We start from the raw sequence: 13228 nt of genomic DNA, 5'->3' as shown, positions 1-13228 counted from the left end.
GCCGTAATAGAATAAACGCTAAAATGGTTTATGGTTGAATCAGACCATGACGAATGGCCAAATGAGTTAATTTAACATCACTATCAACCCCAACTTTTTCATAAATACGGTAGCGATATGTATTAATGGTCTTGACACTAACAAACAATTGATCGGCTATTTGCTGAGGGCTTTGACAATTAACAACCATCATGGCCACTTGTTTTTCTCTGTCACTCAATAAGTCAAAAGGTGAGTTTGCGTTATCAGATAATAGAACATCTGCTAACTGTTCAGCGACGTCCTGACTGAAGTAACGACCTCCTTGATAAATCTTTTTGACCGCACGTATCATTTCATCAAGCGGCGTGCCTTTGGTAATGTAACCATTGACACCTGCTTTGATCAGCATTGAGGGATAGGGCTGTGCAGACATACTACTGACCGCCAAAATCTTGATACCCATGTCGAGTTGTATCAGACGTTTGGTTGCTTCAAGCCCGCCAATATTCGGCATATTGACGTCTAGCAAAATCACATCAGGATGTAGTTGTTTGGCTTGTTTGATAGCCATATCACCGCTGTCTGCTTCACCTACCACTTCAATATCGGGGCTGTCTGACAACATACGGCTAATACCCATCCGTACCAAATCATGATCATCTACCACTAATACTTTAATCATAACCATACTCTTTATTGATTGTCAGAATGAACGCTTTATTAGGTTCAAATAGTATAAAAAACGAATATATTTCAACCATTATTGTTATCTTTGTATATTCAAAATACCGCTGATCAATATAACAAAATACGAGTAATCATAACATTCGAAGTTAAATTATATTGCTGCAGTGTGAATTGATGTTTCTATAATATAAATTGGTTGTAGCAAAGTTTGAATGAAGCCAAAAAAACTACTAAATCAGTTTGATAGATTAAACTTAAATGTAAACCATGATACACTAAAAATACAAAAGCTCTATGTGAGTACTTACAAACACATCTATAAACGCTACGTACGTTTTTGGCGTCAGACAATATGTAACTGGCGTAATAGCGACAGCAGGAGGCATAATGAAGCAACTACCATTAACCAAACAGCAATTGATCGCTGCTATGATTTCATTGAGTTTGGGCAGTGTTGCACAAGCCGCACTTACAATTAATGGTAGCACTGACACTGCCTCTAGTGCACGCCTGAGTTGGGGCGGCGCTGATAGCTTGTCTGAAGCTCGCAACATTATGTACAAGTCTAATGGCTCTGCTATTAAGAAAGTCGATAATGGCTACGGCACTACCAACATCACGAATACTAATAGTTTTGCTAGTAGTAATAACACCAATAGTGCTCGCTACAATACAACTTATCGCGGGGCATTCGGTAGCAGCGATATGATTCCGATTAGTACGGATTCACGTAGTGTTGCGGTGATCGATGCTGAAACTGGCGAATCTATCTACGAAAAAGATGCTGATATCGCGCGTCCCATGGCCAGTATTACCAAAGTTATGACGGCTATGGTTGTATTGGATGCAGGCCTTGATATGCGTGAAGAAATCACGCTTGATCCAGAAGATTTCGTTGGTCCCAAGCGTGCAAGCTCGCGTTTGAAATCAGGTGATCGTTTAAACCGTGCTGAGATGCTATTAATGGCGTTGATGAAGTCTGAAAATCCAGCAGCGAAGAGTCTAGCGCGTAATTACCCAGGTGGCTATGATGCCTTTATGCGTGCAATGAATCGTAAAGCGCAAGACTTGGGTATGAATACGGCGTTTTTCGGCGATCCAACTGGACTTGATAAGCGTAACGTAGCTTCGTCAAAAGATTTGGTTAAGATGGTACGTGCCGCTGGTAACTATGATGTGATTCGTCGTTTTTCTACCACTAAGAGCTATGACTTTTTTGTCTCAAATTACTCAAGTGGTAACCGTACCTATAAAGCCAGTAATACCAGCACGTTGGTCCGTGACGGCAGCTATCCAATCGGTATCTCTAAGACAGGCTTTATCAATGAAGCCGGGCGTTGTGTGGTAATGGAAACTCGGGTCAATAATCGTCCTGCGATTATCGTTATCTTAGGAGCAAACAGCTCAGCAACACGTTGGGGCGATGCTAAAAATATCTTAAATAGTTTGGCTACACGTCGCACAGTGTAAGTTTGCTGTTCTAAATGTATAAAAAAGCTGTTATATCATATAACGGCTTTTTTATTGTGTTGAATTTAAGCATTAAGGATACACGCTATGAGTCATTCACCATTCTCCTCAGTTATACCTAAGCTATATTTGTTGACCAACGACGATGAGTTCGAGCTGTTGTATCAAAAGCTAGAGGCAGCCTTATCGACAGGGTTAATTGCGCTATTACAAATTCGTCGTAAGCAAGTTCTTAGCCTACCTGATGGAGCTTTGCAGCTTTTTGATGAGGCGCAAAAAATCGTCGAGTTAGCTAAAACGTACAACGTGCCAGTTGTTATTAATGATGACGTGAAGTTGGCCGAAAGGCTTGGCGTTGGGGTACATCTTGGTCAAACAGACGGCAGTATCGGTGATGCTCTGCAATCCTTGTCATCGCATCAAATAATCGGTCGTACCTGCCATGGTGATGTAGCGCTGATTAAAGAAGCAAAAAATGACGGCGCAAGTTATGCTGCGATGGGTGCTGTATTTACTTCTACGACTAAGCCAAATGCTAATATCATTTCACGTCAGCAGCTTATGGAAGGGTGTCAGCAAGGCATACCGATCTGTGTGATAGGTGGGTTAACCGCAGAAAATGTATCAGAGCTGGTAGATTTGCCCATTGCGCTTGTGGCAGTAGTCGGGGATATCATGGATCTACCAGTAGCAGATATAGCTCAGCGCTGTCATCAATGGCAGCAGGCATTTTCTAAATGGAAAATACCTACTTGAAGCGCGCCTATTGTAAAATCTTTAAAGTAACAATAGTCTTACAATAGAATATTAATATGACAGCGTTACTCAGCATGTTCCATACATAAGGTAGCATAGGGTAGCGCTTCTAAGCGTTGCTTTTCGATCTGTTCACCGCAGACTTCGCACTCGCCATAAGTACCATTTTCAATTCGACTCAATGCATTTTCGACATAGATTAAGCTTTGACGTGCCTCGCTCATCAAATTTTTACGCATGTCGTTTTGACGATAGGATATGGCCTGATCTTCCCAATGTTCATTGAGATCATCTTGCGGATTTTGAATGTGATCTTCGATCTTATCAATTCGAGATTCGTACTCATCTTTTAATTTTAATAGGTTTTGTTTGGCAGTGTCTAAGTTAATGCTCATTATTTTCTCCTAATGGATTATTTTTATTGTCAATGTTTCTATCATAAAGAGCTTGACTGCTGAGTACCACCACGAAATGTTACGGTTTATTGACTATGCTTAAAGCTAGCAACTTCAGTTGTTGCCATCGAATAATGGTCTGAAGATAGGGGCTCAATATTTAAAATGTACTGAAATTTGTGTCAGGTTGCTTGTGAGACTGTTGTAGAAAACTGGTAGAATACACCGCCGCTGAATTCTGCTTACTTGATCGACTCACCAGAGTGGTCTGATAAGTGTCAGAGCCAAGCGTTAAAAAACATTAAAACGTAATAAAGCTGATAATGACTATATAGCTTGGCTATAAGATAGCGTGGTTGTAAGACAGGCGAGCGAGAGTGCTACAAAATAGTAGATTGATCGAGCTTAGCACTGAATCTGATTTATATAGAGCTGACTATAATGGTCCTATCAGTAACGACAGTAATCGCAAATTAACAGATATATTGATACATAGGAGCAGGTGATGAATTTTTGCGTATGAGTGAGTTGAACTTAACGGATAAAGTGGTCTTAATCCGAGAAGATTTAAATGTGCCTATTAAGGACGGTAAGGTCACGAGCGATGCGCGCTTGCAAGCCAGTCTTCCTACCATCAAGATGGCGCTCGAAAAAGGTGCTGCGGTAATTGTTTGCTCACATTTAGGCCGCCCAACAGAGGGCAATCCTGAAACTGTATACTCATTAGCGCCGGTTGCTGACTATTTGACGGACAAATTAAGCTCGCAACTATCGACACCTGTACGTCTTAATAGTGATTATCTTACCCAAGGTGCCAATGTAAAATCGGGTGAAGTGGTTCTATTAGAAAATGTACGCTTCAATGACGGTGAAAAGAAAAATGATGCCACGCTAGCGAAAAAGTATGCTGATTTGTGCGATGTGTTTGTGATGGATGCTTTTGGTACAGCGCACCGTGCACAGGCATCAACAGAAGGTGTTACGCAAGCAATGCGTCAAGCAGACAAAACCGTTTGTGCAGGGCCATTGTTAGCCGCCGAACTTGATGCTCTAAGCTTAGCGCTTGAAACACCGGCACAGCCAATGCTTGCTATCGTTGGTGGGTCAAAGTATCAACCAAATTAGAAGTGCTACACAGCTTGGCTGAAGTTTGCACGCAAATTATCGTTGGTGGCGGTATTGCCAATACTTTCTTGGCGGCACAAGGTCATAGTGTTGGCGCCTCATTGTATGAAGCAGATTTGCTCGATATTGCGCGTGACATTATGACCAAAACTGAAATCTTACTGCCTGAATACGTCGTAGTCGCTGATAAAGACGACATCGATTTCGCTGACTTTACTGGCTCATTGCAAAAAGCTACAGCAACGATCAAATCAGTTGATGCGATCGGTGACAATGACATGATATTGGACATCGCACCAGAAAGCGCAAAGCAGCTTGCCGATGCCATTATTAATGCAAAAACCATTTTGTGGAATGGTCCAGTGGGTGTATTTGAAGTCGATGCTTTCGGGCAAGGCACACAAATATTAGCTACTGCTGTAAGGGACAGCGATGGTTTCTCTATCGCGGGCGGTGGTGATACGTTAGCGGCCATCGATAAATATCAAGTTGCTGAAGGCGTGAGCTATATGTCAACGGGCGGCGGTGCGTTTTAGAGTTTGTAGAAGGTAAAGTACTTCCGGCAGTTGCTGCACTGCAAATAGATGCCTAACTAATTAACGATACTCTGTAGCTTAGTAACATTAGACGTACAACTAACTTTAAATAACTAAGGTAGTCTGTAAAAATAATATTTTGACTGTTGATTTGCTTGTTTTTATTAGCATAAGTAAGCGCAATAGCCATCGATTATTATTAAGCAGTAATTATTTATTTATATACTGAAAATTATTATTGCATGTCTGATTCGCACTCTATAAAATAGCGCGACCATGTATTTTGACATGCATTATTTACGAGAGGTTTATTATGTTAAAACGTCATTTATTACTTGCTAGCGTACTTGCTGGTACCTTTGCAATCACTGCATGTAGCCAACAAACAGAAGAAAACACTGAAGCTGCTGTTGAATCTGCTGGCGATGATGCTGCTGCAAACGCTGATGCTGCTGCCGCTGAAACAGAAGCTGCTGCTGCTGAAGCTGAAGCTGCTGCTCAAGACGCTGGTACAGAAGTCGCTGAAGGCGCTGAAACTGCTGGTGCAGCTGCGACAGACGCTCTAGAAAACACTGGCGATGCTATTGCTGAAAGCACTAACACAGCGGTTGAAAATACTGCTGAAGCTGTTGCTGATGGCGCTAACGCTGTCGCTGATGGCGCAAATGATGTTGCAGTTGATGCAGAGCAACAGTACTAAGAAGCTACGCGATAACTAAGCACTATAATGACTGATTTACTGGGAAGCTATCGATTGATATGTAACCTTTAAGAATAGTCATTGCTTTATAAGCCTCAAAATACTAGAAAAGCCTTGGTGATTGCCAAGGCTTTTTGCGTTGTATGCCATTGTTACATTTTATAAAATTAAACTGACATCAAGAGACGGTATAGACTGACAAATAGTCGGTCAACCGCTACGAAGACAGAACAATTTTTGCTATAATCACCGCGTGGTAATCATATCCAATATCATTCAGAATTTTACTAGCCTATATACGGTCAGTATGGTCGAATATACAGTGAAATGATTGCTATCAAGCTGTTTTTTAAAATACTATTCAAAATCCAATCAGAGAGCGTCTTATGGCCCTAATATCCTTACGTCAACTTCTAGATCATGCCGCTGAACACAGCTATGGTGTTCCTGCCTTTAACGTCAATAACTTAGAGCAAATGCGTGCAATCATGATGGCTGCGGATGCTTGTGATTCACCTGTTATTGTCCAAGCCAGCGCAGGCGCACGTAACTATGCAGGGTCAGCATTTTTGCGTCATTTGATTATCGCTGCTATCGAAGAATGGCCACATATTCCAGTAGTGATGCATCAGGATCACGGTATGTCGCCAGCTATCTGCCAACGCTCAATCCAATTAGGTTTTTCATCAGTGATGATGGATGGCTCACTTGGTGAAGATGGCAAAACGCCAATGGATTATGATTACAATGCTAGCGTCACGCGCGAAGTTGTTAAGATGGCACATGCTTGCGGCGTCTCTGTAGAAGGCGAAATCGGTTGCCTAGGTAGTCTGGAAACTGGTATGGCTGGCGAAGAAGATGGTTCTGGCGCTGAAGGCGTATTGGATCATGAGCAGCTTTTGACCAGTGCTGATGAAGCTGAGCAGTTTGTAAAAGATACCAATGTCGATGCGTTAGCGATTGCTATCGGTACTAGCCATGGTGCCTATAAGTTCACACGTCCACCGACAGGCGATATCTTGTCTATTGAGCGCGTAAAAGAGATTCATGCCCGTATTCCTAATACTCATCTTGTTATGCATGGTTCTTCATCAGTGCCACAAGAATGGCTAAAAGTTATTAATGAAAATGGCGGTGATATCGGCGAAACTTATGGTGTGCCAGTTGAGCAAATCGTTGAAGCGATCAAGCATGGTGTGCGTAAAGTAAATATCGATACGGATTTACGTCTGGCATCAACTGGTGCTATCCGTGAATTCCTTGCAAAAATCCAAGTGAATTTGATCCACGCAAATATTTCAAAGCATCTATGGTAGCGATGTCAGATATCTGTACCAATCGTTTTGAAGCGTTCGGCTCTGCAGGCCAAGCACATAAAATTCGCCCAATCAGTCTTGAAGGTATGGTGGATTTTTACCAATAAGACTGTATTGTAGAATGTAGTTATTAATCATAAGATAGTAGCAGGTTTTATAATATCCTACATAAGAGGTCATAAGTAATGATTGGATTGATTACCGGACAGGTGCAGTACTTGATGGCACCGACGGCTTGTATCATGACGACCTCTGGTGTGGGTTATGATATCGAACTGCCATTGCCTTCATTTTGCCAGTTGCAACTTAATGAACAAGCCAGCATTTGGACACATTTCCATGTTCGCGAAGATGCCCAATTGCTATACGGCTTTATCGATCGAAAAGAACGCGATGTTTTTCGCCAGTTAATTAAAATTAATGGTGTTGGAGCAAAAATGGCCTTGGCTATGCTGTCTGCAATGTCAGCAGCTGAGCTAAAAATGCACGTCGAGCAAGAGTCGGAGACGGCGTTGACTCGTATCCCAGGCATCGGTAAAAAGACGGCGCAACGCTTATTAATTGAGCTAAAAGACAAATTAAAGAATATCGACGTTGATAGTGGCTCGTTTGAATTGACACCTCAGGAAACCACGATTTCTCACGAAGGTAGTATCATCGCTGAAGTGGAAGGCGCGTTGATTAGCTTGGGCTACAAAGAAAAAGAAGCTCAGCTAGCGATTAAAGCTGCCAAGAGTAAAGGAGATGCTTTTGCTGATACTCAAAGCTTGTTAAAAGCTACTTTACAGCAGTTATCCGGCTTTTAATTCATATTAACTAGCCGTCTATCGATGACAACCACATAGTGTATTAAATTAATAAGCGACATTAAATGTCGCTTATTTTCGTTTTAGTGTTCGCTTAATGAGGTTTTGCATGACTTATGCGCAGCGTTTGGTTATGCTATTTGTTAACTAACTTTTTAATATAATGATAAATTCTATGACGCAAGATCGTTTAATCAATCCGCTAGAAGGTGCAAGTGATGCTCCTGATGCCAATATCCGACCGGCGTTATTGGCTGAGTATATTGGTCAGCCGGTGGTACGTGAGCAGATGGAAGTGTTCATCGGTGCTGCTCGTGGCCGTGACGAAGCGCTAGATCACACACTTATATTTGGTCCACCGGGTCTGGGCAAGACGACCCTTGCCAATATCATCGCTCGTGAGATGGGTGGTAATCTGCGTTCTACTTCAGGGCCTGTGCTTGAGCGCCCAGGAGATTTGGCAGCCATGCTGACCAACTTAGAAGCAGGTGATGTGCTGTTTATTGATGAAATTCACCGTCTAAGCTCGGTTATTGAAGAGATCCTTTATCCAGCAATGGAAGATTTCCAATTAGATATTATGATTGGTGAAGGGCCTGCTGCGCGTTCTATTAAGCTTGATTTGCCACCGTTTACCTTGGTAGCAGCAACGACGAGAGCAGGACTGTTAACCTCACCACTACGTGACCGTTTTGGGATTGTACAGCGCCTTGAGTTTTACAATATTGCTGATCTAACGACGATTGTCAGTCGCGCAGCACGTCTAATGCGTGTACCAATGAGTGAAGACGGGGCTGTAGAGATTGCGCGCCGTGCACGTGGTACACCAAGGATTGCTAACCGCCTATTACGCCGTGTGCGTGACTATGCTGAGGTAAGAGGCGACGGTAGTATTAACGGCGCGATTGCAGGTAGTGCGCTAGATATGCTGGCAGTGGATAGACGCGGTCTTGATCATCTAGACAGACGTTATATCGAAATATTGCACGAGCGCTTTGACGGTGGTCCTGCGGGTGTTGAAGCAGTGGCAGCAGCGATGGCTGAAGACCGTGGTACGCTTGAAGATGTGATTGAGCCGTATCTGATTCAACAAGGTTATGTGCTGCGAACTGCTCGTGGCCGCGTACTGACACAGATGGCAATAGATCAGATGTTATAGTAATCAGTATTCAATAAAAAATGCGTCTACTTTTAATGAGAAGTAGGCGCATTTTTTTGTTTAAATCTGAAATTATGAAAATTTTCTGAACTGATTGAATAAAAATAAATCTGATTTCTAAGCTAAAATTCGCCAAACAACCACTAGAACAGCCAGTATATAAAATATAGGTGATAGCCAGCCGATGACTTGCGTAGCGATAGCGATAAAAATAGCAAACCCTGCGAGTGCCAACCAATCACGACGACGGTCGTTTAGCATGTCAGCGCGAATCTGTTGTATCTCGCGTAGTTGACTGTCCTGGCGAGAGCCCTGTGAGGCAAGGCTTTGTAGTCCTTGATCTAATAGTTTAGGAATATCAGTAGTAGACAGGAGTATTTCAGGAAGTTGTTGGCGCAGCTGTTGTAGATTACGCATAGGATCTAATTGCTCTTTAATCCAACTGCTTAGAATTGGCTTGGCAAGTGACCAAATGTCTAGATCAGGATATAAATCACGACCGAGTCCTTCCACATGGACCAAGGTTTTTAGCAAAAGCATCAGCTGCGGCGGGATACTCATATGATGTCTACGCGCAATGTCCAAAATCTGCATCAGTACGCCAGCGAAGTCGATATCATCGATTGATTTTTGTAGCATAGGGCCGACGGTACGTTTCATATCACGCATCAGGGCATGCTTATCAGCGTTTGGTGGTATCCAACCTGCACGGCTAACAATATCAACTACGGCGGTGAAGTTATTGTTCATTACGGCAAGTAACATCCGCGCCACGATGAGCTGATCATCTTTTGATAAAGTGCCCATGATGGCGCAATCAAGCCCGATATAACGTGGTTCATGACCTAAATCAACTGCTGCCATACCTGCATGTAAGGTTTGCACAGGTGGTGTCTCTACGAACACATTGCCTGGATGCATATCAGCATGAAAAAAGTTATCACGGAAGACTTGGGTGAAAAATATCGTTAGGCCTTTTTCTGCAAGCGCTGCACGGTCGTAACCTAACTGATCAAACATCTCAACTTGTGAGATAGGGACACCTTGGATACGCTCCATGACCATCACGTTTTTGGCAGCGTCGTAAACTTCAGGCACATACATCAGTGCTGAACCCAAGAAGTTGTTGCGCATCTGAGTAGTATTATCAGCCTCAAGCGTCAAATCAAGCTCATTGAGCATGACTTGCCGATAGTCTTCGACAATATCGATGATATGAATGGCACGTGCCGCTTCAATTCGTGCAGATGCCCAGCTTGCCAATTCTCGCAGTAGCTCAAAGTCAGAAACAATCACAGTGCGAATATCGGGGCGAACCACTTTTACCACAACTTCACGCCCATCATGTAGGGCAGCAGTATGAACTTGGGCGATAGAAGCAGCCGCTAACGGTTTGATATCGAATCGAGCAAACAAGGTTTCAATAGACTGGCCAAGACCATGTTTAGGATGCTGAATTTGAGCGACAGCAATATCAGCGTCAAAAGGCTTAACTTTGTCTTGCAATTGAATCAATTGAGCGATAATCTCAGGTGGTACCAAGTCGCGACGCGTTGAGAGTAACTGGCCAAGTTTCAAAAACAGCGTACCCATGTCCTCAAGCGCATACTTAATCGCATTTGGTTGGTGCTTTTTGCCCCATGCTGCTGGATGAATGCGAATTAATCGCGCCAAAGGTTGCAGCTGCGGTGCTTCTTCAATAGAAAAATGGGTATCAAGGCGATACATTGCGGCGATACGCCAAAGCTCAAGTAGACGAGCGCGGTGCGATAATAGCATGAGGTTAGGTACTCTAAACAAAGACGAAAATGGGGTAAGCGCTGTGCTTAATCGTAAATAGTACTATCGGTAATAGCGTTCATTTATGATTGATGCAGTCGGCTATTGATGAAACGAGTTGTTAAGAAACTGCGCTTGCTCTTCTTTGATAGCAGCAAGTTTGGCTTCTTCTCGTTCGACGTCAGCACGTAATTTTAACAGTTGCTGTTTTAGATCATTTACTTCAGCCACCTCGATAGGGTCAGGTGTGCTATTGCCAGCCACTTCATTGGCCCAATCACTAACGTCATCAAAAGCACGTTTGGCACTATGACGCCAGCTACCTTTAAGCTGAGAGATAAGGAGATGTAACTGGCTAGCCATTGGTTTACCAATAAATGGTTCAAGCTGTCCAGCCACGTCAGGATCAAACCCTGCAACCAGTTGTTTGAGCTGCATTAGCACCTTGTAATCGCCAGCGATTGGCAAGTTGCCTTCCGCGCCGCGCATCAGATTGAGCAATTGAGCAGCATTATCTACAGTAATGGTACAATCTGGACGACTATGACCAAAACGTGCGCGCTCCATGCTAGCTTTTTGGCGCTCATTCATCTGACCACTTGGCTCAAATATACTTTCCGTCGTGACCGGCTCAAAGCGCAAACGCTCATGAGTGAACAAGATGTCTAAATGAATCTCAGGCAGTCTCATATTAAGACGTAACACTTTACCTGCAAGCGGCGTTAAACCTGCCTTGGTAATCTCATCACTGGCAATGGCAATGTTAATTAGCTTTTCGGCTCCAGCTAATAGAAGGACAGTCAGCATAAGGCTCTCGCATCGGTAAGTGAGCGCCTTTGCATTAGCTGCATCAGCGCATAGTATGTTCGTGTTAAGTTCAATAGGGTCTATTAAACGTAATAGTCTTGCCAATCTTACTCTATCGTTACGCTTTGAAGCCGCGATGGACAGCCACGATACCAGCAGTCAAGTTATGATAATCACAGTTTTCAAAACCAGCCTGTTGCATCATCTGCTTGAGTGTCTGCTGATCAGGATGCATACGAATTGACTCAGCTAAGTATTGATAACTTTCAGCATCATTAGCAATCAGCTTACCCATCACTGGCAGTGCGGTAAATGAATACAAATCATAGGCTTTAGATAGTGGCTCAAATACTGGCTTGGAGAATTCCAGAATCAATAGACGACCACCTGGCTTTAGGACGCGATACATAGACTTTAGCGCGGCATCTTTGTCAGTAACGTTACGCAAACCAAAGCTAATAGTGACCAAATCAAAGCTTTCGTCATCAAAAGGGGCTAACGTTTCAGCGTTAGCTAATACAAAATCGACGTTATTACAGCCTGCATTGATTAGGCGCTCACGGCCCACTTCTAACATCGCAGCATTGATATCAGATAGTACCACGTGGCCATTTCTACCAACTTCACGGCTAAATACTTTGGCTAAATCACCTGTACCACCAGCGATATCAAGGACATGCTGACCAGCACGCACGCCTGATAGACTAATCGCATAGCGCTTCCACAGACGATGAATACCGAATGACATCAAGTCATTCATGATGTCGTATTTTTTGGCAACAGAGGTAAATACGTCAGCCACACGTGCTTGTTTTTCTGCTTTATTGACTGTCTTATAGCCGAAATGCGTCTGCTCGTTGCCGTCTGTTTCAGGCGTGTGCGGATTATTGATGTCATCACGCTGATTGAACAGGGTTTGTTTTATGGTTTGCTCTGAAGTGTTTGTGCGAGTCGTTTTGTCGTTGTTTGGCATAGTAGTTTGTTGGCCTTGCGGCGTCCCAGTTGGTAGGTCTTGAACTTTAGTAAAGTCGCTATTGTCATCACTAGCAACGCTATTATTTTTGCTCGGCACGACATTGGTTGTTTGATTGCGTAATATCTGCGCACTAATCTGCTGATTATGAGCAATACTGTCTTTTACCAGCTTGTCTTGCAAATGAGCGTTGTTATTACTGGAAGTGTCGGTCATTACATTATCCTAAGGTTTGTTTTTATTAGGCTATATACAGCTTGAGATATGCCAAGAATTAATTAGCTATTTAGCGTATTAATTCTATGATACACCAAACCCTACTGGCTTATCGCCATTATGTACCTCATCAACAATTAGCAGTTCACGTTCACAAAATGGTTCAATAAAACTGCTTACGCTACTTAAAGGTTTCATAGCTTTGAAGCCTGCGTCGATGAAATCATAAAGTGGCTGGTAATTGCTGCGATAAGCAGCACCTTTTGCCAATGCAAAGGCTTTTTTGAGCATAAACGAATTTAGATGTTTGTCCGTGCGATAGCAGACGTCTTTTAGATTAGCAATCTGAACTCTACGCTCGTCTCCTTCATCGACAGTACGGTAGGCGGCTAGCATATTGTCTGCGTTCACTGGTAAGTTTTGATCGAGTAGCCACTGGGCTAAATGCAGATCTAGCTCAATAGCAAAAATAGCCGCTTGGATGCCCATGCTACCAGCCTCTAATGCAGACTCTTTGGCAA

Annotated in this window: 11 protein-coding genes and 2 pseudogenes; 7 read left to right on the top strand and 6 right to left on the bottom strand. The window is 43.1% G+C overall.

Annotation, left to right across the window (positions count from 1 at the left end):
* Nucleotides 1-28: 28 nt before the first annotated feature.
* Nucleotides 29-664 (bottom strand): response regulator, encoded by a 636-nt coding sequence (locus tag ACOBWA_RS10445; RefSeq protein ID WP_101206382.1) that lies wholly within the window; start codon nt 662-664, stop codon nt 29-31.
* A 392-nt stretch (nt 665-1056) separates the two neighbouring features.
* Here ACOBWA_RS10445 and ACOBWA_RS10440 point away from each other — a divergent pair, with 392 nt between their 5' ends.
* Together ACOBWA_RS10440 and ACOBWA_RS10435 are read left to right on the top strand one after the other, a co-directional pair.
* Entirely contained in the window at nt 1057-2139 is a 1083-nt protein-coding gene (locus tag ACOBWA_RS10440; protein ID WP_057760963.1) for a serine hydrolase, read from the top strand.
* 87 nt (nt 2140-2226) lie between these two features.
* Nucleotides 2227-2895, top strand: coding sequence for a thiamine phosphate synthase (locus ACOBWA_RS10435; RefSeq protein WP_420229305.1), 669 nt, complete (start codon nt 2227-2229; stop codon nt 2893-2895).
* 65 nt (nt 2896-2960) lie between these two features.
* On the opposite strand, the gene ACOBWA_RS10430 is transcribed toward ACOBWA_RS10435, so the two are convergent.
* Entirely contained in the window at nt 2961-3290 is a 330-nt protein-coding gene (locus tag ACOBWA_RS10430; protein ID WP_420229304.1) for a TraR/DksA family transcriptional regulator, read from the bottom strand.
* A 519-nt stretch (nt 3291-3809) separates the two neighbouring features.
* On the opposite strand from ACOBWA_RS10430, the pseudogene ACOBWA_RS10425 reads away from it, so the two are divergent.
* From ACOBWA_RS10425 to ruvB, 5 genes and pseudogenes are all read left to right on the top strand, one after another.
* Nucleotides 3810-5007 (top strand): annotated as a pseudogene (locus ACOBWA_RS10425) (phosphoglycerate kinase).
* A gap of 257 nt (nt 5008-5264) precedes the next feature.
* Nucleotides 5265-5651: a hypothetical protein gene (locus ACOBWA_RS10420; RefSeq protein WP_201548846.1), complete on the top strand. Its 387-nt coding sequence runs from the start codon at nt 5265-5267 to the stop codon at nt 5649-5651.
* Between the two features lie 386 nt (nt 5652-6037).
* Nucleotides 6038-7074, top strand: a pseudogene (fba, locus tag ACOBWA_RS10415) (class II fructose-bisphosphate aldolase).
* Between the two features lie 78 nt (nt 7075-7152).
* Nucleotides 7153-7773 carry a Holliday junction branch migration protein RuvA gene (ruvA, locus tag ACOBWA_RS10410; RefSeq protein WP_420229303.1) on the top strand — a complete coding sequence of 207 codons (621 nt, stop codon included), beginning with the start codon at nt 7153-7155 and terminating at the stop codon, nt 7771-7773.
* A gap of 175 nt (nt 7774-7948) precedes the next feature.
* On the top strand, nt 7949-8932 hold the full coding sequence (ruvB, locus tag ACOBWA_RS10405; RefSeq protein WP_057760949.1) for a Holliday junction branch migration DNA helicase RuvB: 984 nt from the start codon (nt 7949-7951) through the stop codon (nt 8930-8932).
* Between the two features lie 117 nt (nt 8933-9049).
* Here ruvB and ACOBWA_RS10400 read toward each other — a convergent pair whose 3' ends face one another.
* The 4 genes from ACOBWA_RS10400 to ACOBWA_RS10385 all read right to left on the bottom strand — a co-directional run bounded on the left by ACOBWA_RS10400 (nt 9050) and on the right by ACOBWA_RS10385 (nt 13196).
* On the bottom strand, nt 9050-10711 hold the full coding sequence (locus tag ACOBWA_RS10400) for an ABC1 kinase family protein (protein WP_420229302.1): 1662 nt from the start codon (nt 10709-10711) through the stop codon (nt 9050-9052).
* Between the two features lie 102 nt (nt 10712-10813).
* A complete protein-coding gene (locus ACOBWA_RS10395; RefSeq protein WP_420229301.1) occupies nt 10814-11518 on the bottom strand; it encodes a ubiquinone biosynthesis accessory factor UbiJ in 705 nt (234 codons plus the stop codon).
* A 118-nt stretch (nt 11519-11636) separates the two neighbouring features.
* A complete protein-coding gene (gene ubiE / locus ACOBWA_RS10390; protein WP_420229300.1) occupies nt 11637-12707 on the bottom strand; it encodes a bifunctional demethylmenaquinone methyltransferase/2-methoxy-6-polyprenyl-1,4-benzoquinol methylase UbiE in 1071 nt (356 codons plus the stop codon).
* Nucleotides 12708-12791: 84 nt separating this feature from the next.
* A complete protein-coding gene (locus ACOBWA_RS10385; protein ID WP_420229299.1) occupies nt 12792-13196 on the bottom strand; it encodes an FFLEELY motif protein in 405 nt (134 codons plus the stop codon).
* Nucleotides 13197-13228 lie beyond the last annotated feature (32 nt).

The sequence above is a fragment of the Psychrobacter sp. ER1 genome (assembly GCF_048631835.1).
Lineage (GTDB): Bacteria > Pseudomonadota > Gammaproteobacteria > Pseudomonadales > Moraxellaceae > Psychrobacter.
The sequence above is the reverse complement of the archived record's forward strand: the minus strand, read 5'-3'. Positions and strand labels throughout refer to the sequence as shown.

What these genes read in the sequence shown, in the direction of transcription:
- ACOBWA_RS10400 (WP_420229302.1), bottom strand. Translation starts at nt 10,711, where the DNA reads ATGCTATTATCGCACCGCGCTCGTCTACTTGAGCTTTGGCGTATCGCC.
- ubiE (WP_420229300.1), bottom strand. Translation starts at nt 12,707, where the DNA reads ATGACCGACACTTCCAGTAATAACAACGCTCATTTGCAAGACAAGCTG.
- ACOBWA_RS10440 (WP_057760963.1), top strand. Translation starts at nt 1,057, where the DNA reads ATGAAGCAACTACCATTAACCAAACAGCAATTGATCGCTGCTATGATT.
- ACOBWA_RS10445 (WP_101206382.1), bottom strand. Translation starts at nt 664, where the DNA reads ATGATTAAAGTATTAGTGGTAGATGATCATGATTTGGTACGGATGGGT.
- ACOBWA_RS10430 (WP_420229304.1), bottom strand. Translation starts at nt 3,290, where the DNA reads ATGAGCATTAACTTAGACACTGCCAAACAAAACCTATTAAAATTAAAA.
- ACOBWA_RS10435 (WP_420229305.1), top strand. Translation starts at nt 2,227, where the DNA reads ATGAGTCATTCACCATTCTCCTCAGTTATACCTAAGCTATATTTGTTG.
- ruvB (WP_057760949.1), top strand. Translation starts at nt 7,949, where the DNA reads ATGACGCAAGATCGTTTAATCAATCCGCTAGAAGGTGCAAGTGATGCT.
- ACOBWA_RS10385 (WP_420229299.1), bottom strand. Translation starts at nt 13,196, where the DNA reads ATGGGCATCCAAGCGGCTATTTTTGCTATTGAGCTAGATCTGCATTTA.
- ACOBWA_RS10395 (WP_420229301.1), bottom strand. Translation starts at nt 11,518, where the DNA reads ATGCTGACTGTCCTTCTATTAGCTGGAGCCGAAAAGCTAATTAACATT.
- ruvA (WP_420229303.1), top strand. Translation starts at nt 7,153, where the DNA reads ATGATTGGATTGATTACCGGACAGGTGCAGTACTTGATGGCACCGACG.
- ACOBWA_RS10420 (WP_201548846.1), top strand. Translation starts at nt 5,265, where the DNA reads ATGTTAAAACGTCATTTATTACTTGCTAGCGTACTTGCTGGTACCTTT.